Source organism: Fusobacterium perfoetens, assembly GCF_021531595.1.
Lineage (GTDB): Bacteria > Fusobacteriota > Fusobacteriia > Fusobacteriales > Fusobacteriaceae > Fusobacterium_B.
This window is the reverse complement of the sequence record NZ_JADYUD010000008.1, coordinates 18,676-40,363: the sequence shown is the minus strand read 5'-3', so window position 1 is coordinate 40,363 and position 21,688 is coordinate 18,676. Positions and strand designations below refer to the sequence as shown.

Genomic DNA, 21,688 nt, shown 5'->3' with positions numbered 1-21,688 from the left:
TTTTACTCTCCCACTCCTTTGAAATTCATCAAAGGTATTTTTCTATTTACATATGGATTTATTATTCCATATATTTTTCCTGCTTTTTCATTAAATTCAAGATATTTTCTTTCATCTTCTGAAAGAATTTTTTGAATGTTTTTTAGTGAAGTTATAATTTTTATATTTTCTTCATGTTTTAATTTCTTTAAATATTCTCTTCCTCTTTCAGAAAATCCCATAATTCTTATATACGGAATTCTTCTTTTTGCATCCTCTGTTATATCTTTTGTAATTCCAAGAAGTATATGAATCAGTATTCTTTGAATTCTTCCTATTGTAAATCTTCTTGTCATTATTCTTTTTAAAAATTCTTCATAATTTTCACATATAAAAGCAGCTTCATAAAGTCTGTTATCAAATCCCTCTTCCATATCCTGAATATTTTTTAGATTTTCTTTCTGAGATAAAATTCCATATCTTATAAGATTATAAAATTCAGAAATTTTTACTGTTCTTTCTTCAGAAACAGCCTTTAAAATTATCTCTAATGATTTTTCAGGAATAAACTTTCTGATTTTTTTTACATCTTCTTTATTTTCAAACATCTTTCTTATTCCTGTTGCACTTGCAATATTTTCATCATACTCATGAGAATGATAATCTACACCCTCTCTTTTTAATGTATAAGGAATTATTTCAGATTTCCAAAACTCTAAAGCTCTTAAATATTCTATTCCTAAAATATCATTTGATTTTACTGTGTATTCTTTTCCCATAAAAATTTCTGCAGCTTTACTATAAGCAGTAGGATAAGAATCTCCCTGTTTTAGATATTTCTGAAGCTCTTCTATAAAATCTTTATTTTCTTCAAGCTGTATTATTTTTTTTAATTTGTCAATATCACTGCTTTCTGAACCAAAAATCATTTTTGAAACTTTTAAATAATTTAAAATTCCTACAGCTCCTCTTGCAAAAATTTCTGCACTTTGAACAGAATAAAAAACAGGAAGTTCAGCTACAATATCCACACCTTCTGCAATAGCTGATTCTGCTCTTTCCCATCTGTTTAAAAAAGCAGGTTCTCCTCTTTGAACAAAGTCTCCACTCATGACAGCTATTACTACATCGCCTTTTTCCTTAGCTTTTTTTAAATGATACTTATGTCCATTATGAAAAGGATTATACTCAACTACAATTCCTACTCCTGTCATGACATCTCCTTCCAAATTTTCATTCTCACTATAATATACCACAAATTTTTAAACTATTCTTTGTATTTTTTTTTATTTTATACTATAATTGAGTATGTTAATATAATCCAAATCGGAGGAAAAAAATTATGCTTATAACTTGTGATATAGGGAATACTCATATTGTTACTGGAGTTTTTGACAATACAGGGAATATTCTTCTTACATTTAGAATAGCAACAAACGAAAGAATGACTGAAGATGAATTTTTCTCATACTTCAGAAATATTTCAAAATTTAATAATATTAAAATTCAAGATGTAAATGGTATCATACTTTCATCTGTTGTACCTAACCTTATTACAATATTTCAGTTTTTTGGAAGAAAATATTTTAACATTGAACCTATGATAGTAAGCCTTGATAAAAAACTTCCGTTCACATTTGCACCAAATATAAACCCAACTGGTTTCGGAGCTGACAGAATAATAGATATTGTGCAAGCTTTAAAAGATTTCCCAGATAAAGAAACTCTTATAATTTTTGATCTTGGAACAGCAACTACTTATGATGTTCTTCAAAAAAATGTCCGTATAGGAGGAGGAATCCTTCCAGGAATAGAAATGGGAATAAATGCTCTTTGCAATAATACTGCAAAACTTCCAAAAGTTAAGTTCACTTCTCCTGAATCAGTTCTTGGAGTAGATACAATAACTCAGATTCAGGCTGGTATATTCTATGGATATGCAGGACAAATAAAACATATCATCAAAAAAATAAAAGAAATTGTAGGAGAAGATGCTTATGTAATTGCAACAGGAGGACTTGGAAAAATTCTTTCTGCTGAAATTGAAGAAATTGATGAATATTGCCACGATTTAAGTAGTAAAGGACTTTATAGTATTTATCAAGATAATAAAGATGAAAATAATTAAAAAACTGACTGCTGCAAATAAAATGCAGCAGTTTTATTTTTACTTTTAAAACAAAAACAGGTGCTGAAATCAACACCTGTTTCTGTATTTATCTTTTAAGTCTGGATTGGTTAGTTAATTTTTTAACTCAAACTAGAATGTATAAGTCCATCCAATGTAGAATTCTCCGTAGTATTTGTCTGAATCTTTACTTCCTGTATCGTTTCCTCCATTTTTAACATAAGAAGTTCCATTTCCTTCTTCTTCCCATTCAAACATATCATATTCATAGTATCCAGAAATTGTTAAGTTTTCTGTTACAGCATAAGATGCATTTAACCATAAGATATGAGAATTGTTGTCATGTTTTAAAGTATACGCATTTGTTGTATCTTTTCCATCTATTTCAATATCATTAGCAAATTCCCAAGCATATTGAACACCAACATTTAATTTTTCTCCTTGATATATTGGCATAGATGCTCTTAATTGATGTCTGTACCAGTGGTCAATTCCTGCTGCTGTTCTTTCTCCTTCTGCAACTATATTAGATTCAGTTTTGAAATAGTATCCTAAAGTAACTGGTCCAACTGTTACTGCAACTGGAGTTGCTTCAACATAGTATCCATCTCTTCCTGACTCTGCATCATTAGTTGATTGGTATGCAGCATCAATATTTCCTGAGAACATTCCATAGTTATATTTAGTTCTTAAGTAATATCTATCCATATCTTTTTCTTGTCTCCATCTAGCTCCAACAGATAGATTATCATTTACTTTTTTCCAAGCATCTAAATCTATTCTGTAAGATCCATTTGAATGGATTCCTTCATCAGAGTCAACAGACCAAGATTTTCTTGCCATTAAATCAAATGTCCAATCATCATATGCTAATCCAACATAGTTAGAGAAGTGCATTCCTTCTGCAACATCTAATCCTCCAGAAGTATTATCAAATTCTAATCCTTGTCCAACATATGTAACTGTTAAAGCTGGTGCTGCAACTGGTGCTTCTTCAACGACAGTAACTTCTTCTACTGCAGGGACTACTTCTTTTGTATAAGCAACTGAAGATACAAGTGATAATGCTCCTAATAAAAGTACTAATTTTTTCATAATAAAATCCTCCCTCAAATATTTTCTCAAACATAAAATATATAAAAAATTATATACTCTATGATATGTAAGTATTTTAAACCTCTGTGTTACTCAGAGGTCAAGGATTTTATAGGAATTTTTAATACTCTCATTTCTGGTTCATTTTCTTCTTCAAAAAGAGAAATATTTTCTATAAAAAGATCTCCTGATATTTCATATCCATTTTCTTTTATCTTTTCCATAAGTTCTTCTATTGCTGAAGATCTTGTTCTATCCTTTTTCAAATATAAAAGAGCATATTCTCCTTCAGGAAAAATGTATTTATCAGGATAGCTTTCTATATCTGCTTTTATTATAAATCTATCACATCTATAATTTTCTTTTAAAATATTTTCCTTTGATATTCCTTTTCCACAAAATTGTTTTTTAAGCCAAACAAAATCTCTCTTATATCTTTTTAGTTCTTTTTCCACAAATCTTTTATGATTCTTTTCAATATCCTCAACATCTATAAAGATTCCCTTTTCTTCTTTACAAGTTTTTATGCAAAAGAAATCTTCTTGTTCGTCATTAAAATTTTCTTTTTGTTTTTCCTCTTCCATATCATTAAGATATTCCATATATTTTTCATGACTTTCTAGAATTTTCATATTTTTTTCAATTTCTTCTATCTCTCTTTTACTTTCTTCTATTTTATTTTTCATTATTTCAAGAATAGAAGGATAATTTTTTTCTTCCACATATTTTCCCATTTTTTTTATTGTATCAAGTGAAAATCCTAATTTTCTAAGTTTTAATACTATTTTAAAATTTTGAATACTGTTTTTATCATAATATCTGTAATTACTATCATCATTTCTTATAGCTCTTATGACTCCCTCTCTGTCATAATGAAGAATTGTATTTTTATTTACTCCCAATATTTTTGCCAGTTCCCCTACTGTAAATAATTCCGTTTTACCTTTCATAACCAAATGCCTAAAAATTTCCTTTCTTTTTTAAATAAATAATATAAAGGACTCTCTGACAGTTGAGAAGGCTGTCTCAGAGTCCTTTTGAGAAATTATTATACTAAAAGGTTAGCACTTTTAATATAAATCAATTTTAAAGGTCTGAGTCGCTCACAAGTCAACCTCTTTTTTTATATCACTTTTAATTTAAAAAGAAACTATTTCATAAAAAAATATCTGTAAAATTTATTTTTACAGATATCTATAATAATTTCGTTGTTTCTGATTTATTTCTCCTCTGTTTTTTTCTCTTCCTCTTTTTTAAAATCAATTTCTTTTAAAAACCATTTTTTTGCTTTTAAAATTACAACTAAAAGAATAAAATAATGAATGTATTTAAATTGTTCAAATCTTTTTCCAAAAATTCTATCACAGATAAAAATAAGAGCTGCCCAACCTAAAAAAATTAATATTAATATTCCTACAAATTTAAACCATGATTTCCAGAAAGTATTTTTTTCTCCACTGTTTTCCATTTTATTTTTTACCTGCCTTTATAAAATTATTACAAGATACACTGCTGCTATAGATCCTATAACTGTCAGAATCATATTTTTAAAAATATATGTTAAAACCACTGCTGTAACTGCTCCTATAAAAGATGCAATGTTATTTCCCTCTACAGCTCTGAATACATCGGGAAGAATTAAAGCCCCCAATGCTGAATAAGGAATACATTTCAAAAACAAAGTCATTCTTTTAGAAAGATTCATTTTAGAAACAATATGAAAAGGAAGAAGTCTTGGTATATATGTTACTACAGCCATTCCTATTATAACAAGTAAAATTTTATTTATCATTTTCTTTCTCCTCCTTTTCTAATAAAAAGCTTCCTGCAAAAGATGCCGCTATTATTGCAATAATTATGCTCCAACCTTTTGGAAGAAAGCTCATTTCTTTTGCTCCCCAATTAATAACTCCAGAAAGAATTACAATAGCTGTCACATATTTTGATTTTTTCATCTGAGGAACTATCATTGCTATAAACAAAGCATAAATTGCTATTCCCATGCTTACACTTAAATCTTTTGGAAGAAATTCTCCAAAAATATATCCTAATATACTAAATCCCCACCATGCTAAATGAGTTATAAACTCAAGAGAAAGCATATATTCAGCTTTTATTTTTCCCTCTGTAAGAGAGGCTATTGAAAATGATTCATCTGTTATTCCATATGCAATAACAGGAATTAATTTTTTGCAATTTTCATCAAGCCTTTTACTTATTGCAGAACTCATAAGAAAATGTCTTAAGTTTACTAGAAAAGTAGTAAAAATAATACTTCCTGAACCTACACCAAGCATTATAAGATTTACTCCCATAAACTGACTTGCTCCAGCAAAAACAAAAAATGAGAAAGCAAAAGTTTCAAAAAGGGAAAAACCTCCTGATTTACAAATAAGTCCAAAAGTTGCTGCCACAGGTGCATAACCTATAACTACAGGAAAGCCCATTTTAAATCCTTTTTTTATTTCATCAACATTCATAAAAATCCTCCCCATATCCCCAAAAATAATACTTAATTATACCATAATTTTTTATAAAATAAGAAATAAAATATATATAAAATAAAAGAGAGATGACTAAATCATCTCTCTTTCATAGGGACTACATATTTTAAACTTTAGGGTAGGGTTATATTTATGATTTCTTATTCATCATGGTTTAATTATAGAGGATGTTTGTGTCATAAATATGTCAAATAAAAATTTTTTTAAAAAACATTTAATTTTTTTACTTTTTTTATTTCCCTTTAAATTTCAATGATATATTCCCTTATTCTTTCTATTAAATTACATTTTTATTAATAAATTCCTTGTGCAAGCATTGCGTCTGCCACTTTTTTAAATCCTGCAATATTTGCTCCTGCTGCAAGAGTTGTATTGTATTCAACACTCATAGCTTTTGCTTTTGCATAGATTCCTTTCATTATTTGATGAAGTTTTGCATCTACTTCTTCTGCTGTCCATTGATATCTCATACTATTTTGGCTCATTTCAAGAGCAGATACTGCAACTCCTCCTGCATTAGCTGCTTTTCCAGGAGCATGAGGAATTTTATTTTCATCAAATAATTCAACAGCTTCTGGAGTACATGGCATATTTGCTGCCTCACATACAACTTTTACTCCATTTGCAACTATTTGTTTTGCATCTTCTAGGTTTAATTCATTTTGAATTGCACATGGTATTACTATATCAACTTTTCTTTCCCATGGTTTTCTTCCAGCAACATATTCTATATTAAATTTTTCAGCATAATCTTTTAGTGTAAGATTTGTATGTTCTCTTAAATAAAGCATGTATTCTATTTGTTCTTCTGAAAGTCCTTCAGGAACATAAACATATCCATCTTTTTCAGAAATAGTTACTACCTTTCCTCCTAGTTCTGTAACTTTTTTACATACTCCCCATGCTACATTTCCATATCCAGAAACTGCTACAGTTTTTCCTTCTATGCTCTCTCCCATGTCATTTAATATTTCCTGAACAAAATATGTAACTCCATATCCTGTTGCTTCTGGTCTTATTAAACTTCCTCCAAAATTTATATTTTTACCTGTAAGAACTCCATTTTCAAAAGCTCCTTTTATTCTTCTGTAATGTCCATATAAATATCCTATTTCTTTTCCACCTACACCAATATCTCCTGCAGGTACATCTACATCAGGACCTATATGACGATATAGTTCTGTCATAAAGCTTTCACAGAATCTTCTGATTTCTCTATCTGATTTTCCAATAGGATCAAAGTCACTTCCACCTTTTCCTCCTCCAATTGGAAGACCAGTTAATGAGTTTTTAAAAGTCTGTTCAAAAGCTAAAAATTTCATTGTTCCTATTTTTACTGCTGGGTGAAATCTAAGTCCTCCTTTATATGGACCAATAACACCATTAAACTGCACTCTGAATCCTCTGTTTACTTGGATATTTCCGTTGTCATCTTCCCAAGGAACTCTGAATATAATTTGTCTTTCAGGTTCACACATTCTTGCTAAAAGGTTACTCTCTATATATTGAGGATTTTTTTCTATGAAAGGGATTAAGCTCACAAGAACTTCTTCTACAGCCTGAATAAATTCACTGTCATTTCCATCTCTTTTCTTTACATCTTCAATAACTTGTTCTACATATTCTCTTGCTGATACCATATGTGATTCCTCCTTAAATTTTATATTACTGTTCTATTTAACAATAAATAGCCCTTCCAGTCAATATTTTTTTATTAATATTCTATATTTCTTTATTATTTTTATATTTATAAAATATATAAATTTTTAATTTTTATTATAAATATACTAAAATATAAAATTGTTAACCTTCAGAAAAATAAAAGTTGATAATAAGAATTTTCAATGATACCATTATAGAAAATATATTTTGAGGAGATTTTTATGACAAAATATAAAATTCTGGAAATTTTAAGAAATAATAGTAAATCTTTTATTTCAGGAGAAATATTAAGCAGTAAACTTGGAGTAAGTCGTACTGCAATTTGGAAAGGAATTAATTCTCTTAAAGAAAAAGGTTACAAAATTGAAGGAATAAATAACAAAGGGTATAAACTTATTGATGATAATGAAGATATTATATCTGAATATGAAATTAAAAAAAATCTTTTTTCAAAAGAACTTGGAAAACATATTTATTGTTTTGAGAAAATAGATTCTACAAATACATATGCAAAACTACACAGTTTCTCTCTGGAGCATGGTGATGTTATTATCGCTGAAGAACAAACAAAAGGAAGAGGAAGATTTGAAAAACTTTTCTACTCTCCAAAAGAGTCTGGAATATATATGACTGTAATCTTTAAAAAAAATGTATTTCAAGACTCTCTTAGACTTTTCTCTGCTGCTGTTTCTCTTGCTGTCTTTAATGCAATAAAAAAATACACTGGCTTTTCTCCTACTCTTAGTTGGAATGATATAAATATATCAGGAAAAAAAATCTGTGGTATCCTAACAGAATGTTCTCTTGAAGGAGAAACAGGAAAAATTGAATATGCTGTCACAGGTATTGGAATAAATGTTAATAACAGTAATTTTCCTAAAAATTTAAAAAATAAAAATACCTCTTTAAAAATAGAACTTAATAAATCTATAAATAGAGCTGGGCTTATTTCAGCTGTTCTAAATGAAATGGAAGATTTTGTTTGTTGTAGAAAATATATTTCTAACAGAAAGAAAATTTTAAAAGAATATATGGAAAGAACCAATCTTCTTAACAAAAATATTGAAATAAAAATTCCTGAAAAAAAAATCACAGGAAAAATTATAGGAATAAATGATACTGGAGGACTTATTATTTTAAAAGAAAACCAAAAAATAAAAACAGTATATAATGGAGAACTTAAAATTCTTTCTTAAATAAAGGAGCATAAATTGAACGAACTTATATTATTTTTTTATTTTTTTATTGTAATCATTATAGGAATTTTATCTTTTAAAAAAGTTAAAAATAACAGTGATTTTTTTGTTGCAGGAAAAAAAGCAGGTGTTTTACAAGTTTCAGGAAGTCTTTTAGCATCTATTCTAGGTAGTTCTGCAATAATTGGAAGTGTTGATTTTGCATATATCAGTGGCTGGGCAGGAAGTTCTCTTATGCTATGTGCTGCTTTTGGTCTTATTCTTCTTTATCCTCTTACTAATTATATAAAAAATTTCAAAGGATATAATCTTCCAAATATGCTTGGAAATTTTTATGGTGAAGAAGTTCAAAAAATTTCATCTCTTCTTATACCTGTAGCATGGCTTGGAGTTATAGCTTCACAAATAATGGGAGCAGCAAAAATTATTACAATTCTTTCATCATTTACATACACTCAGGGAGTCTGTATTTCAGGAGCTGTTTTTATTTTTTATACAATTCTTGGAGGACAGCTTTCCATTATAAAAACAGATTTTGTACAGTTAATTTTTATTCTTTTAGGAATAATTCTTACATTTTCATACATTGCACCTGAGCCTATTTCTGAAACTGTCCCTCAGTTTATAAATGAAAATTTTACATACTTGGATTTATTTATTATGATACTTACTTATTCAACTACATATCTTGTAGGGCCTGACATTTATTCAAGACTTTTCTGCTCTAAAAATGAAAAAGTCATGAAAAATTCAATTATTGTCTCTGTATGTTTTCTTATTCCATTAGCTTATATTTTTGCTAGAATTGGAATATATGGTTCACAAATATTTGAAAGTTCTCAAGTAGGAAAAGAATCTGTTCTCCTTATGATAGCAGATAAAAAACTTCCTCATTTTATTTCTTTTAGTTTATATTTTGGGCTTCTTTCTGCTGTAATTTCATCAGCAGACACAACTCTTTTAACAGCCTCGTCTCTTGCTGCACAAGTCTTTTTAGAGGATTTAAAAAGTAAAAAAGCTATTTTTATTACCAGAATACTAACTATAATTTTGGGAATTGCTGCTGTTATTATTTCATTAAAAATGAAATATATACTTTCTACTCTTCTTCTAGCTCTCGCTGTCTATTCAGGAGCTTTTATTATTCCTGTTCTTGTAGGTATATTTGGTTTCAGAACTAGAAAAGAAGTAGTTATATCAGCTATTATTTTAGGAGGAATAACTGCCCTTATAGGAAAATTATATGGAGGAGACATAGGAAACTTTTTAGCAGCTGGAGCTTTTTTAATAAATGGAGGTATTTTATACCTAGGAAATAAATTAAAATAAAAAAGGGCTGTTGCATTTTCTAATTTACAAAATAAAATTTTATAAATTTGCAACAGCACCATATATTTTTAATCTAAATCTTCTTCAACTAAAAGATTTATCTCATGCCAGTCATAATATTCCTGCATTTTAAAAGGTATAGTATTATTTTTATAAGCAAGAGCTATCATTTCATCAGCATCTAATTTATAAACTATATGATGATTTTCAAAATCATCATTTATCATTTCATGATATGCTTCATATTTTCCATTTTTCTTCATTTCATCTATTATATTTTTAATTTCTTTTTCTGTTAATCTTTCCATAAGTCTCCTTTCCAAAATCTATATATAAAAAGTTTATTTTTTTACTCAACTATATTTATACCATATTTCAGAAAAGATGACAAGTTTTCTATTCTTCTTTAATTCTTCATTATATTTTTTATTCAATTACAAATGTTTCTATATTTTCTGCATCTGTATATTCTTTCAAATATTCTGAAGATTTCTTTAAAATTTCATCTAAATTTTCACAAGATGTAAAACAATAAATAACTGTCAGTATTTTTTTAGACTTCAATGTTACCATAGCTTTTGTTGAATCACTTGTAGGGCTTCCAAAAGCTCCCTCTTCGTCTGTAAGGAGAGGAAGATTTTCTATATTTATATCATCTTTTCCTATTCCTTTGTATACTTCCCCTTCTTCTCCCTTTCTAAGAATTATATTCCCCTTTATATTTTCTAAATCATAAGATCCTACAGAAAATCCAGTTTCAAGAGATATAAGGTTATTAACATCTACAACTGTATTTATTTCATATAGACCTTTTCCTTGCTTTATTCTTCTGTAAAGAGCTTCTGATGAAACTCTGTAACGGTTAGGATCTTTTCCTAAAAGTTTATAAGCTTTTTTAGAGCATGATATATTTTCTATCCCATTAATTCCTTTTTCTTCAATTTCTGCAATAATTTTAGGAAAAATTTCTCCCTCTAATTTTTCCCATAATTTTTCATTTTTTTCTTCAACTTTTACATCATAAACCAAACATCCAAGTCTTATGCTTTCTACTTTTTCTTTTACTGTACCATCAATTTTTATTTCCATTTTTATATCTCCTTTTATAAATTTTGTTCTAATATTATTTTAAATTCATAAAAAAACGGACTGTTGTAATAAATGATTAACATCAGTCCCATTTTAAGATAAATATATTTTTTTATTTTATTATAAAAGTCCTCTGTTTTTTAATTCTGCAGATAATTTTTCTCTAATTTCCTCTAAAGATATTATATTTGATAAAGTTATTTTGCAAGGAACAGAAACTTTATCATCAAAGCTTTTTGACATTACAAATATGTCTGCATCTTCTGGAACTACTGTAGCCAAATCTTTATGCCCTACTTCTGCATTTATTCCTAACTCTTTAAGAACTTTTTTTATGTTCATCTCAAGCATAAAGCTGCTTCCTAATCCTGAACCACATACTGTAATTATTTTCATAACAAACCTCCCATTTTTTATTTAAATATCTCTTCTGTTATATCTTTAACAAAAAATCCAGGATATTTTTCATTAACAAACTTTTCTCCATAAGTTTGTGTCTCTTTTATGAATCTTGAAACAAGTTTGTAATCTCCCAGTTGTCTTACAGCTGTTTCCACTACAAGAATTTTTGCTGTGTCTTCTTTTTTTATCTTTTCTCCCTCAATAAAAAATTGACCTTCAGTTAAAAATGGAGTACATACTTTTTCAATAACCTCTTCTCTGCTTGAAAGATTTAATAATTTTTTTACATCAGAGTTGCTTTTCATTTCTACAAAAATACTGTAATACATATTATACCTCCATTCACTTTCTTTTAATCATACTAAGATTTTCTAGTCTAAGTATATATTTTTTGCTTTCAATTGTCAATAAGAGGACAAATAAAAAACCACTCAGTTATGAGTGGTTTATAACTTCCTGCTTGGAAGATTTTATACATTGGAGGCGACGACCAGATTCGAACTGGTGGTGGAGATTTTGCAGACCTCTGCCTTACCACTTGGCGACATCGCCCTCCGAAATTAAATTGTACATGGTGCTCAGAGGCGGAATCGAACCACCGACACGGGGATTTTCAGTCCCCTGCTCTACCGACTGAGCTATCTGAGCATCATTATGGCGGGAGTGACGAGATTCGAACTCGCGACCTCCTACGTGACAGGCAGGCGCTCTAACCAACTGAGCTACACCCCCATAATGGTGGTCACAATAGGACTTGAACCTATGACCCCCTGCTTGTAAGGCAGGTGCTCTCCCAACTGAGCTATGCGACCCACATAAATTAGTATACTAAATATTATGAATTTTTGCAAGCACTTTTTTACTTCAATTTAAAATTTTTTATATTTTTAAAAGAAAATTTAACATTTTCAATAATCTTTTTGTTCATTTTCTTTGTATGCACAAAGAAAATGAACAAAAGAAAACTATAATTCTAATAAAAATATTATAATTTTTTATCTAGTAAATTTCATTTATAAAAACTTTTAGTAAAAGTTTTAAGTTCACAGGCATTTTCATCATATTTTTTACAGATATTAAATTTTCAACTCTATCGTAATTTTTTATAAGATGACACATATAAGTATATATTTCCTGAGCTATAATTCTATCATTTTCTACTGAAAAATAAATACTTTCTGCAAAAGATAATTTATCTATTTCATTTATATACTTTCTGTTTACAAAAAAATCTCTTAAGGATTTATAAATTTTTATTTTATTTTCAATAACAGGATTTTCTATATAATTTTTTATAAAATTTCCTATTTCATCATATGGTTCTCCTGTTTTTAAATCAATTCCACTTTCTTTATATTCAAGAATTTCTTTTCCTTTTCCTAGAAAAAAATCATATTCAGAAGAAGAAACACCCAATTCCTCTGCACTTCTCATCTTGATTTTTAGAAATATAGATCTTGATTTGATTGTAGGAAGAATATTAAGATTATTTGCCAGAAGAATGAAAAAATTACCTTTTTCAGGCTCTTCTATCATTTTTAAAAGAGCATTAGCTGCTTCTTTTTTCATCTTTTCAATATCCTTAAGAATAAATATTCTATTTCCTCCTTCATAGGAAGTCGTTGAAATTCTATAGGCTATTTCACGAATCTGATCTATCTTTATTCCACCAACATCTTCATAAATTTCTAAATCTCCATGTGTAAGGCTGTCCATTCTTATACAGCTCTCACATACTCCACAGAAATCGTTCTCAGCATTTCTGCAAGTAAGTGCTTTAGCATAGCTGAGAGCAAACTCTGTCACAAGATCTCTATCTTCTCCATAGAAAATATAAGTCCCTTGTTCCCTTTTACTCTTAAGCTCATTTATTAAAAAATTTTTTGCCTCTTCATTGGAAATTATATCTTTAAACATTTCTATCTTTCTGCTTTCTCTATTTTCTTTAATACTTTAAGCTGATCCATGGCCATTCCTGCTCCTATAACCACACTTAAAAGAGGATTTTCTGCAAGTCTTACACTAAGATGTGTATGCTGAGATATAAGCACTGGGAAATTTTTTATAAGAGAACCTCCACCTGCCATAACTATTCCTCTGTCAACTATATCTGCTGCTAGTTCAGGAGGAGTCTTTTCAAGAACTTCTTTTACACACATAACTATTTCCATAAGAGAATCAGATATAGCTTCCCTTACTTCTTCTGATGTTATTGTAATTGATTTAGGAAGTCCCATTATTAAATCTCTTCCTTTTACTACAAGGCTTTCTTCTTCTTCTAAAGGAATAGCTGTTCCTATTTTAATTTTAATTTCTTCAGCTGTTTTATCTCCTATAAGAAGATTATGAGTTTTTTTAATGTATTTTATTATATCCATATCAAAATTGTTGCTGGCAGTTCTTATTGTCTTACTTACAACAGTTCCTCCAAAAGAGATTACTGCCACATCAGTAGATCCTCCACCAATGTCAACTATCATATTCCCTGTAGGAGCTGATATATCTATTCCTGCTCCAAGAGCTGCAGCTCTTGCCTCTTCAATAAGATAAGCTCTCTTTGCTCCTGCTGAAAGTGCTGCTTCCAAAACTGCTCTTTTTTCAACACCTGTTACATCTATAGGAACACATATCATTACATCAGGCATGAAGATTGTGTTTCCAAAGACTTTTTTTATAAAGTATTTTATCATAGCCTCTGTTACATCGTAGTCTGCTATTACACCTTCACTTAAAGGTTTTATAGCAACAATTGAATCAGGTGTCTTCCCTATCATTTCCTTAGCTTCGTTTCCTACTGCAAGAACTTTTCTTGTTTCTTTTTCCACTGCTACAACTGAAGGTTCATTTAAAACTATCTTCTTTTGTTTTTTGCTGTAAACAAGAGTATTAGCAGTTCCCAAATCAATTCCGATACCTTTTCCTGAACCAAAACTAAAATTAAATAATCCCATGCTATTTATCCTCTCCATCCAGATTTTCTTTTATAATCTCTTTTATTTTATCAATGTTTCCATCAATATATAATGCACCTATATAAGCTTCAAAACCTGTTGCTTCTCTGTACTCTGTTACAGAGCATGATCTTGGAAATGTTTTAATATTTCCATTTTTACTTCTGTTTATTAGCTGTTTATATTTTTCATCAACATTTTCAATAATATTTTTTAATATTCTGCTTTGAGTTTTTGCATTTACAGAATTAACCACATGCTTGTTAAGGTTTCTTATATTATATCCTTTAAGTATAAAATATTCTCTTACATAAAGCTCCCATACAGAGTCACCTAAATAGGCAAGCACTACTCCGCTGGTTTCTCTTAAATCTATAGAGACCATGTAGTTTTATCCTTTCCATCTTTTATTTTTATTCCCATTTCTCCAAGTCTGTCTCTTATTTTATCTGAAAGAGCCCAGTTCTTTTCAGTTCTTGCCTCTCTTCTAAGCTCAAGAATGAATTCAACAAGTTCTGAAGTAAGATTTCCTATATTTTCATCATTTTTTAGAAGAACTCCAAGAACTTCCTCCATTATATATCTAATATAAGTTTCTGCTGCTCCTAAATTTTTCATTCCTTCTTCTGAAACTTTTTCTGTATCAACATATTTATTAACTTCTTTAACAAGTTCAAAAATTGCTCCAAGTCCTTGAGCTGTGTTAAAATCTTCATCCATAGCTGCTATAAATTTATTTTTAGTTTCTTCTAAATATGCTGCAAGTCCTTTTAAATCATCTCCATCTTCACTTGCTTTTTCAGAAAGTTTTTCTTTTATTCTAAGCACAGCATTATCTATTCTTTCAAGTCCTGCCTTACTTTGAGTAAGTTCTGCATCTGAAAAATCTATTGGTTTTCTGTAGTGAGAACTTAAAACAAAAAATCTTATTACTCTTCCTTCATAATGTTCAAGAACTTCTCTTAAAAGGAAAAAGTTTCCTAAAGATTTTGACATTTTTTCTCCATTTACATTTATATAACCATTATGCATCCAATATCTTGCATATTCCCCATGGCTGCTACATCTTGACTGAGCTATTTCATTTTCATGGTGTGGGAATATTAAATCTTGTCCTCCTCCATGAATGTCAAAAGTATCTCCAAGATATCTGCTTGACATAGCTGAACATTCTATATGCCATCCTGGTCTTCCTTTTCCCCATGGAGAATCCCAGCTTGGTTCTCCCTCTTTTGCTTTTTTCCAAAGAGCAAAGTCAACAGGAGAGCGTTTTATATCGTTTACCTCTATTCTTGCCCCTGCTTTAAGATTTTCTATATTTTGTCCTGAAAGGCATCCATAGTCATCTTTATCTTTTTCCACTTCAAAATATACATCTCCATCAGCTTCATAAGCATAACCATTATCAATAAGATTTTTTATTATTTTTATCATATCTCCAATATGTTCTGTTGCTCTTGGTCTAATCATTCCTTCTTCTTTAAGATTTACTTTTTTAGTATCTTCAAAGTAAGCATTTATATATTTATGAGCTATTTCTTTAAGAGATACTCCTTCCTGATTAGCTCTTGCTATCATTTTATCATCTACATCTGTAAAGTTTTGAACATAAGTAACTTTATATCCTCTATATTCAAAATATCTTCTCACTGTATCAAAAAATATTGCTGGACGGGCATTTCCAATATGAATATAATTGTATACTGTCGGTCCGCATACATACATTGAAATTTCATTTTCTTTTAAAGGAATTAATTCTTCTATTTTTTTGTTCATTGTATTGTATACTCTTATCATATCTTTCCTCCTGATGTTTATTTTTCTATCTCTATCTGAGCATTTATTCTTAATCTTTCAGGGTCATAATAACCATTTGCTTCAATTTTTCCATAATAAGTAGTCATCTTTCCTGATAAAAATTGATTATTTTCTATAGATTTTATATTTTTCTGTGGAACAAAAGTATCTCCTCCAATGCATATATAAATATTTCCTGCTGAATCTTTTTCAATATTTATATTTTCATCATTTTTAAAGTACTCAGCAAAAGTCTCTGCATCTTCTGAAGATTTAAGACCTAAAAGATAATTTCCATTTTCAAGATCCACAACCATTTCGCCATTAAGTTCTGACATAATATCTGCAAAACCTCTTGCAAAAAGTTCTCCTATAAGATTCGCTTTTTTAGTACTGCTTGCTTTATAAGATATAGCTCTTAAAATAAATGTATCAAGCTTTCTTAGATTAGCTGTTGAAATATATAACATATTATCTGATATATACTTATTCATTCTTCTTTCTGTAGGCTGGATACTTAAGTCTTTTATAATTTCATTATCTCCATATATAAAACCTTCAAATAAAATTTTATTTCCTTTTGTATCTCCAGAAACTACTATTCTATCAATTCCGAAAAGTCTTTCCCTCTCCTGATTAAATACAAGAGTTCCAAGGCCATCATCAGCACATTCATTTAATATTTCTATTGTCTTAAGACTTTTCTTATCCTGACTGCTGTGAATGACTTTATCAATTGCTCCTGTATCTGTTCCTGCAAAAAATAATCCTCTGTAAGGTTTAACATATATTTCATCAGAATTTGGTATCCCAATCTCTTCTTTATATTCATCTTTCAGTTTATAGAAGCCATCTTTTACATCAAAATATTTTTTTATTTTCATAAACATAACAGGATAATATAGTCCTGTATCAGCTATTCCTACCACATTTATATCACTGCTGTATATTTTGCTTTGTGATAAAAGGCAGATACTTTTTACTTTTTTCAAAATTTCTTTTTCTGTTATATTTTCTATATTAAAAGTCTCTTCAAATTTTTTAAGTTTTTCTCTGTTTATATTTTTATTGCTGTAAATAAAAGTTGTCCTGTCAGTTATAAAATCATCTGATGTAAGTTTATAAGAATATTCAAAGATCAGAATTCCTGATACAGCTATAGCTGCCAGAAATAAAACTGCTTTTACTATCTTTTTCATTAATCCTCCTGATCAAACTGTCTCTTAATTTTTTTCCATTACTCTTTCAAGTTCTTTTTTTATAATTTCAAGATTGTTTTCATTATCGTATTCTGAGATGCAATATGCTTTTTTTATATCTTTTAATTCTACATTTATTATACTTAATTTTTCATTAAATTTCTCAATTTTTTCTATTATTTTTCCATAAGGAGAAACTGCAAACGAACCACCTGCAAAAACAACACCGTCTTCTGTTCCTACTCTATTAACTGTTACTGCAAAATTTTTATTGTATAATGAACCTGCAATTGAAGCTGTTTCATATAAAGAATTTTCCTCTGATGAAACTGCACTTTCATTTATAAGATTAAATATTATTTCTGCCCCATCAGCTGAAAGAACTCCATTTACTAGAGGATTAAGACCTTCCTCTCCAAGAGTTATTCCTAAAATACCATTTTTACTTTTAAATGTTTTTATATTCTTTCCTCTTGTAAAATATCTTGCTTCACTTCCTCCATTGCTTTTTGAAAGAAATACTTTTTTATGCTCTCCTATAACATTTCCATCTTCAAGACAGAAAGCACAGTTATAATATTTATTCTTTTCTTCTTTAACTGCGCCAAAAATAACTGTTATTTCTCTGCTTAGTTCTAAAAGTTTTTCTGGTACTTTCAAAACAGCTGTTTCATATATAAGATCTTCAAGAAGAGTTCCATTCAATGAAAGTTCAGGAAAAACTACTATATCACATTTCTCCTTTATTCCCTCTTCTGTATATGATATTATCTTCTGCAGATTCTTTTCAACATTCCCTAAATAAGGCTTCATCTGCGAAATTAAAATTTTCATTTTATTTCTCCTTCCTGCTTAAGAAAACTTATATCTTCTATTGTTGTTATTTTTATATTTCCATAATCTCCTGCTGATATTTTTATTTTTCCTCCATATTTTTCCACAAGAGAGGAATCATCAGTCCCAAGAAATTTTTCTTTTTCAGCTTTTTTATAGGCATCTATAAGAATTTTTCCTCTGAATACCTGAGGTGTCTGTGCTGCTACAAGAGTAGATCTTACAGGTGTTGATACAACTATTCCTCTTTCATCTACAATTTTTATTGTATCTTTTACAGGAACTCCTATTACGACTCCATCAATATCTTCATTGCTTTTAAGTTCATTAAAAGCATCTTCAAGATAGCTTTCTTTAAAAAATGGTCTTACTCCATCCTGAACTGCAATAAAAGAATTCTCATCACAAAACTTTAAAGCATTATATATTGAATCTTGTCTTTCTTTTCCACCTTCTGCTATAAATTTAACCTTCTTTATTTCAAATTTTTCACATGCAGCTTTTACTTCATTTATAAGTTCTTTTCCTGTCACAATTACAATATCTGTTATCAGTTCAGATTTTTCTCCTGTTTCAAGAACATTAATAAAAAGTGGTTTTCCTTTATATTCTAAAAATTGTTTTGGATAAGAAAGTCCCATTCTTTTACCTACACCAGCTGCTGCAACTATAAGTGTATATCTTATTTCAGAGTTACTACTGAACAACCTACACCACCTTCACCTTGTCCACCGAATCTAAATTCTTTTACATATCTGCATTTTTTCAAATATTCAACTATGCCTTTTCTTAAAGCTCCTGTTCCGTTTCCATGAATAACTTGAACCTCTTTATATCCATTCATCATAGCTCTGTCAAAGTATGACTCTAATTCATATATAGCTTCTTCAACCATTTTTCCTCTTAAATCTATTTTCGGTTTTACGCTTGTTCTGCTTGATGTTGAAGCAGCTCCATACACTTTTTCCTTTTTCTCTACAATCTTTTTAAGGTCATCAAGAGGAACTTCAAGTTTTAGAATTCCTGCTTGAATAAATGCTGTTTCTTTTGATGGATTTATTTTAAGAACCACAGCATATTGTTTAAGACTCAAAACAAGAACTTTTTCTCCCTCTTTAATATCAATTTTTCTAACTGTTTTAGGTTTTTGCTCTACATTTGCTTTTTTCTCTTGATCAAGGCTTGATCTAAGCATATTAAGACTCTTCTGAACATTTTTCATATCATCTTTTTTATTTTCTTCAGACTGAAGCTTTTTAACAAGAGCTGCAGCTTTGTTCTGCATATCTTTTATCATTGTATCAGCTTTCTCATAAGCTTCTTTTAAAATATTATTCTTTTCTATTTCTAGCTGTCTTAATTTTTCTTCATATTCTTCCTGATCTTTTTTAGCTTTTTGTTTAAGTCTTTCAACTTCAACTTGCATAGCTTCAAGTTCATCAGCTTTATCTTTTATATTAGAAATCATTTTTTCTACTTTTTTATTTTCATCACTTATATATGTTTTAGCTTTTTCTATTACTTCATCACAAACACCAAGTCTTTTTGCAATAGTAAGTGCATTACTTTCTCCAGGAATACCTATAAGAAGTCTATATGTAGGAGAAAGAGTATCAGAATTAAATTCCATTGAAGCTGTTTCTATTTCTTCTTCATTATATCCATAAGCTTTAACTTCACTATAGTGTGTTGTTATCATTGATTTTACTTTTCTTTCTTTCAGATAATCTATTACAGCCATAGCAAAAGCTGATCCTTCAACAGGATCTGTTCCTGAACCAAGTTCATCAAGAAGAACAAGAGAGTTTTTAGTAACACTTGATAAAATTTCCTGAACATTTTTAAGATGTGCCGAAAAAGACGAAAGAGATTGCTCTATACTTTGTTCATCTCCAATATCTGCATAAACACCTGAGAAAAATCCTACACTTGAATTTTCTTTAGCAGGAATAGGAATACCTGCAAGTGCCATAAGAGTAAGAAGTCCAGCTACTTTAAGAGCTACTGTTTTTCCTCCTGTATTTGGTCCTGTTATAAGAAGAGTATTATATTTTCTTCCTATTTCAAATGTAAGAGGAACTACTTTATCTTTTTCAATGAAAGGATGTCTTCCTTCAACAATATTAAGTTGCTCTCTCGCATTAATTTCTGGAATTATACAGTTATTATCAATAGCATATTTTGCTTTTCCATTTAAGAAATCAAGTTCTAAAATATTTTCTCCAATTTTTCTCACATCATCTACATTCATTCTTATTTGATCTGTTATTCTTAAAAGAATTTTTCTTATTTCTTCCCTTTCTCTTGCTTCAAGCTCTCTCATTTTATTATTAAGAGAAACTATTGAAAGAGGTTCTATAAAAACTGTCTGACCACTTGCTGATCTATCGTGTTCAATTCCTTTTATTAATCCTTTAAAATCAAGTTTTACTGGAATAACACTTCTTCCGTCACGAACAGTTACTATTTTTTCCTGAATAGCTTTTGAATAAGCTTCATTTGAAAACATATCATCAAATTTTCTTTTAATATTTGCAGATAAAAGTTTTTTCTGTGCTCTTATATCTCTTAAATCAAGAGAAGCTTCGTCCTGTATCTTTTTTTCATTGTCTATTGTTTTATTAATTATATCTTCTATAAATTTTACAACAGGGACAGATATAAATTTTCCTTTTAACTCTTTATATTTATCAAGATCTTCTAATCTATTTTTAAATAATCTGAAAAGTCTTAGGTTCTGATTAATGTCATAAAGTTCCTCAGGCTCAAAATACATTCCCATAAGATCACATTTTCTAAGAATGTCTAAAATATTTTTCATTCCTGCAGTTTCAATTCCACCATCATATTTAGAGAAATCTATAAAGTCTCTTATAATTTCAAAATCTTTTCTTAAAGAGTTTATATCTTTGTATATTCCAAGTTCTTCAACTCTTTCTTTGTTTTTTTCTATAACCATATATTCATTTAAGCTGTCTTTTAGTTTATTAAATTCTAATATATTATGGCTGTGAGTATTCAATTTTATCACCTTTTTTTATTTTAATTTTCATTATATTATATCATAATACAGAGAAATATTAATAACACTTTATTCATTATTCAAATTTTTCAGACGGAATTTATTTTATTTTTTTACATTTCTTTCTAATTTCTTTAAAAAGTCCTTGATATATTTTCTATATAATGATATAATAATTTGCAATAATTATTTTAGGGGGAGGTGCTCTCAATGCAAAGATGTGAAATTTCTGGTAAAGGAATCACTTTTGGAAACCAAATATCTCACTCTCACAGATTAACAGGAAGAGTTTGGAAACCAAATTTACAACCAGTTACTGTTGTTATCAACGGACAAACATTAAAAATTAAAGTTTGTACTAAAGTTTTAAAGACTATAAAAGGTGCTTCTGAAACTGAATTAATGCAAATTTTAAAAGCAAACGCTAATACTTTAAGTCCAAGAATTACTAAAGCTTTAAGCAAATAGTAAAAACTTTAAAACTTATATGTATTAAAAAAA

23 protein-coding genes and 4 tRNA genes are annotated in these 21,688 nt (G+C 28.9%); 4 read left to right on the top strand and 23 right to left on the bottom strand.

The genetic code is table 11. From position 1 onward, the window contains the following. Positions 1-2: 2 nt before the first annotated feature. Complete coding sequence (locus I6E17_RS06020; protein WP_235236170.1) at positions 3-1,193, bottom strand: nucleotidyltransferase; 1,191 nt, start codon at positions 1,191-1,193, stop codon at positions 3-5. A 128-nt stretch (positions 1,194-1,321) separates the two neighbouring features. Here I6E17_RS06020 and I6E17_RS06015 point away from each other — a divergent pair, with 128 nt between their 5' ends. Further along, positions 1,322-2,107 carry a type III pantothenate kinase gene (locus tag I6E17_RS06015; protein ID WP_176828999.1) on the top strand — a complete coding sequence of 262 codons (786 nt, stop codon included), beginning with the start codon at positions 1,322-1,324 and terminating at the stop codon, positions 2,105-2,107. Positions 2,108-2,239: 132 nt separating this feature from the next. On the opposite strand, the gene I6E17_RS06010 is transcribed toward I6E17_RS06015, so the two are convergent. The 6 genes from I6E17_RS06010 to gdhA form a co-directional block, all read right to left on the bottom strand. Next, entirely contained in the window at positions 2,240-3,202 is a 963-nt protein-coding gene (locus tag I6E17_RS06010; protein ID WP_235236168.1) for a hypothetical protein, read from the bottom strand. 89 nt (positions 3,203-3,291) lie between these two features. Then, positions 3,292-4,152, bottom strand: coding sequence for a MerR family transcriptional regulator (locus I6E17_RS06005; protein ID WP_235236167.1), 861 nt, complete (start codon positions 4,150-4,152; stop codon positions 3,292-3,294). Positions 4,153-4,421: 269 nt separating this feature from the next. Next, positions 4,422-4,670: a hypothetical protein gene (locus I6E17_RS06000; protein ID WP_235236165.1), complete on the bottom strand. Its 249-nt coding sequence runs from the start codon at positions 4,668-4,670 to the stop codon at positions 4,422-4,424. Positions 4,671-4,688: 18 nt separating this feature from the next. Next, a complete protein-coding gene (locus I6E17_RS05995) occupies positions 4,689-4,994 on the bottom strand; it encodes an AzlD domain-containing protein (RefSeq protein WP_235236164.1) in 306 nt (101 codons plus the stop codon). Next, positions 4,984-5,682, bottom strand: coding sequence for an AzlC family ABC transporter permease (locus tag I6E17_RS05990; protein ID WP_176828994.1), 699 nt, complete (start codon positions 5,680-5,682; stop codon positions 4,984-4,986). The genes I6E17_RS05995 and I6E17_RS05990 overlap by 11 nt, the downstream gene beginning before the upstream one ends. 317 nt (positions 5,683-5,999) lie before the next feature. Continuing rightward, complete coding sequence (gdhA, locus tag I6E17_RS05985; RefSeq protein ID WP_235236163.1) at positions 6,000-7,346, bottom strand: NADP-specific glutamate dehydrogenase; 1,347 nt, start codon at positions 7,344-7,346, stop codon at positions 6,000-6,002. Positions 7,347-7,589: 243 nt separating this feature from the next. On the opposite strand from gdhA, the gene I6E17_RS05980 reads away from it, so the two are divergent. Together I6E17_RS05980 and I6E17_RS05975 are read left to right on the top strand one after the other, a co-directional pair. Continuing rightward, the gene (locus I6E17_RS05980) at positions 7,590-8,564 is read left to right on the top strand and encodes a biotin--[acetyl-CoA-carboxylase] ligase (RefSeq protein ID WP_235236162.1); all 975 of its coding nucleotides are present in this window, start codon (positions 7,590-7,592) and stop codon (positions 8,562-8,564) included. Between the two features lie 15 nt (positions 8,565-8,579). Next, complete coding sequence (locus tag I6E17_RS05975; protein ID WP_235236161.1) at positions 8,580-9,893, top strand: sodium:solute symporter family protein; 1,314 nt, start codon at positions 8,580-8,582, stop codon at positions 9,891-9,893. A 68-nt stretch (positions 9,894-9,961) separates the two neighbouring features. Here I6E17_RS05975 and I6E17_RS05970 read toward each other — a convergent pair whose 3' ends face one another. The 16 genes from I6E17_RS05970 to I6E17_RS05895 form a co-directional block, all read right to left on the bottom strand. Continuing rightward, positions 9,962-10,201 carry a hypothetical protein gene (locus tag I6E17_RS05970; RefSeq protein WP_176828990.1) on the bottom strand — a complete coding sequence of 80 codons (240 nt, stop codon included), beginning with the start codon at positions 10,199-10,201 and terminating at the stop codon, positions 9,962-9,964. Positions 10,202-10,319: 118 nt separating this feature from the next. Beyond that, positions 10,320-10,982, bottom strand: coding sequence for a B3/4 domain-containing protein (locus I6E17_RS05965; protein ID WP_235236160.1), 663 nt, complete (start codon positions 10,980-10,982; stop codon positions 10,320-10,322). 120 nt (positions 10,983-11,102) lie between these two features. Continuing rightward, the gene (locus tag I6E17_RS05960) at positions 11,103-11,378 is read right to left on the bottom strand and encodes a PTS sugar transporter subunit IIB (protein ID WP_176828988.1); all 276 of its coding nucleotides are present in this window, start codon (positions 11,376-11,378) and stop codon (positions 11,103-11,105) included. A gap of 17 nt (positions 11,379-11,395) precedes the next feature. After that, positions 11,396-11,713, bottom strand: coding sequence for a hypothetical protein (locus I6E17_RS05955; protein ID WP_235236158.1), 318 nt, complete (start codon positions 11,711-11,713; stop codon positions 11,396-11,398). A gap of 149 nt (positions 11,714-11,862) precedes the next feature. Next, positions 11,863-11,936: transfer RNA gene (locus tag I6E17_RS05950), tRNA-Cys, on the bottom strand. A gap of 20 nt (positions 11,937-11,956) precedes the next feature. Then, positions 11,957-12,032: transfer RNA gene (locus I6E17_RS05945), tRNA-Phe, on the bottom strand. A gap of 7 nt (positions 12,033-12,039) precedes the next feature. Continuing rightward, positions 12,040-12,116: transfer RNA gene (locus I6E17_RS05940), tRNA-Asp, on the bottom strand. Positions 12,117-12,120: 4 nt separating this feature from the next. Further along, positions 12,121-12,196, bottom strand: a tRNA-Val gene (locus I6E17_RS05935). A gap of 187 nt (positions 12,197-12,383) precedes the next feature. Next, positions 12,384-13,301 (bottom strand): ATPase, encoded by a 918-nt coding sequence (locus I6E17_RS05930; RefSeq protein WP_235236156.1) that lies wholly within the window; start codon positions 13,299-13,301, stop codon positions 12,384-12,386. A gap of 2 nt (positions 13,302-13,303) precedes the next feature. Next, a complete protein-coding gene (locus I6E17_RS05925; RefSeq protein ID WP_176828985.1) occupies positions 13,304-14,335 on the bottom strand; it encodes a rod shape-determining protein in 1,032 nt (343 codons plus the stop codon). Position 14,336: 1 nt separating this feature from the next. Then, positions 14,337-14,720 carry a Mini-ribonuclease 3 gene (locus I6E17_RS05920; protein ID WP_176828984.1) on the bottom strand — a complete coding sequence of 128 codons (384 nt, stop codon included), beginning with the start codon at positions 14,718-14,720 and terminating at the stop codon, positions 14,337-14,339. Beyond that, a complete protein-coding gene (gene cysS / locus I6E17_RS05915) occupies positions 14,708-16,132 on the bottom strand; it encodes a cysteine--tRNA ligase (protein WP_176828983.1) in 1,425 nt (474 codons plus the stop codon). Before cysS ends, I6E17_RS05920 begins: the two co-directional genes overlap by 13 nt. A gap of 17 nt (positions 16,133-16,149) precedes the next feature. Further along, the gene (locus I6E17_RS05910) at positions 16,150-17,331 is read right to left on the bottom strand and encodes a hypothetical protein (protein ID WP_235236154.1); all 1,182 of its coding nucleotides are present in this window, start codon (positions 17,329-17,331) and stop codon (positions 16,150-16,152) included. A gap of 24 nt (positions 17,332-17,355) precedes the next feature. Beyond that, positions 17,356-18,165, bottom strand: a complete 810-nt coding sequence (locus I6E17_RS05905; RefSeq protein WP_176828981.1) for a nitrilase-related carbon-nitrogen hydrolase — start codon at positions 18,163-18,165, stop codon at positions 17,356-17,358. Further along, positions 18,162-18,872 carry a 2-C-methyl-D-erythritol 4-phosphate cytidylyltransferase gene (gene ispD / locus I6E17_RS05900; RefSeq protein ID WP_176828980.1) on the bottom strand — a complete coding sequence of 237 codons (711 nt, stop codon included), beginning with the start codon at positions 18,870-18,872 and terminating at the stop codon, positions 18,162-18,164. Before ispD ends, I6E17_RS05905 begins: the two co-directional genes overlap by 4 nt. After that, positions 18,848-21,187, bottom strand: a complete 2,340-nt coding sequence (locus I6E17_RS05895) for an endonuclease MutS2 (protein WP_235236152.1) — start codon at positions 21,185-21,187, stop codon at positions 18,848-18,850. The genes ispD and I6E17_RS05895 overlap by 25 nt, the downstream gene beginning before the upstream one ends. 210 nt (positions 21,188-21,397) lie before the next feature. Here I6E17_RS05895 and rpmB point away from each other — a divergent pair, with 210 nt between their 5' ends. Continuing rightward, entirely contained in the window at positions 21,398-21,655 is a 258-nt protein-coding gene (gene rpmB, locus I6E17_RS05890; protein WP_176828978.1) for a 50S ribosomal protein L28, read from the top strand. Positions 21,656-21,688 lie beyond the last annotated feature (33 nt).

Bases quoted from the DNA above. Each gene is read 5' to 3' on its own strand.
- I6E17_RS06020 (WP_235236170.1), bottom strand. From the start codon at position 1,193: ATGACAGGAGTAGGAATTGTAGTTGAGTATAATCCTTTTCATAATGGA.
- I6E17_RS06015 (WP_176828999.1), top strand. From the start codon at position 1,322: ATGCTTATAACTTGTGATATAGGGAATACTCATATTGTTACTGGAGTT.
- I6E17_RS06010 (WP_235236168.1), bottom strand. From the start codon at position 3,202: ATGAAAAAATTAGTACTTTTATTAGGAGCATTATCACTTGTATCTTCA.
- I6E17_RS06005 (WP_235236167.1), bottom strand. From the start codon at position 4,152: ATGAAAGGTAAAACGGAATTATTTACAGTAGGGGAACTGGCAAAAATA.
- I6E17_RS06000 (WP_235236165.1), bottom strand. From the start codon at position 4,670: ATGGAAAACAGTGGAGAAAAAAATACTTTCTGGAAATCATGGTTTAAA.
- I6E17_RS05995 (WP_235236164.1), bottom strand. From the start codon at position 4,994: ATGATAAATAAAATTTTACTTGTTATAATAGGAATGGCTGTAGTAACA.
- I6E17_RS05990 (WP_176828994.1), bottom strand. From the start codon at position 5,682: ATGAATGTTGATGAAATAAAAAAAGGATTTAAAATGGGCTTTCCTGTA.
- gdhA (WP_235236163.1), bottom strand. From the start codon at position 7,346: ATGGTATCAGCAAGAGAATATGTAGAACAAGTTATTGAAGATGTAAAG.
- I6E17_RS05980 (WP_235236162.1), top strand. From the start codon at position 7,590: ATGACAAAATATAAAATTCTGGAAATTTTAAGAAATAATAGTAAATCT.
- I6E17_RS05970 (WP_176828990.1), bottom strand. From the start codon at position 10,201: ATGGAAAGATTAACAGAAAAAGAAATTAAAAATATAATAGATGAAATG.
- I6E17_RS05965 (WP_235236160.1), bottom strand. From the start codon at position 10,982: ATGGAAATAAAAATTGATGGTACAGTAAAAGAAAAAGTAGAAAGCATA.
- I6E17_RS05960 (WP_176828988.1), bottom strand. From the start codon at position 11,378: ATGAAAATAATTACAGTATGTGGTTCAGGATTAGGAAGCAGCTTTATG.
- I6E17_RS05955 (WP_235236158.1), bottom strand. From the start codon at position 11,713: ATGTATTACAGTATTTTTGTAGAAATGAAAAGCAACTCTGATGTAAAA.
- I6E17_RS05930 (WP_235236156.1), bottom strand. From the start codon at position 13,301: ATGTTTAAAGATATAATTTCCAATGAAGAGGCAAAAAATTTTTTAATA.
- I6E17_RS05925 (WP_176828985.1), bottom strand. From the start codon at position 14,335: ATGGGATTATTTAATTTTAGTTTTGGTTCAGGAAAAGGTATCGGAATT.
- I6E17_RS05920 (WP_176828984.1), bottom strand. From the start codon at position 14,720: ATGGTCTCTATAGATTTAAGAGAAACCAGCGGAGTAGTGCTTGCCTAT.
- cysS (WP_176828983.1), bottom strand. From the start codon at position 16,132: ATGATAAGAGTATACAATACAATGAACAAAAAAATAGAAGAATTAATT.
- I6E17_RS05910 (WP_235236154.1), bottom strand. From the start codon at position 17,331: ATGAAAAAGATAGTAAAAGCAGTTTTATTTCTGGCAGCTATAGCTGTA.
- I6E17_RS05905 (WP_176828981.1), bottom strand. From the start codon at position 18,165: ATGAAAATTTTAATTTCGCAGATGAAGCCTTATTTAGGGAATGTTGAA.
- rpmB (WP_176828978.1), top strand. From the start codon at position 21,398: ATGCAAAGATGTGAAATTTCTGGTAAAGGAATCACTTTTGGAAACCAA.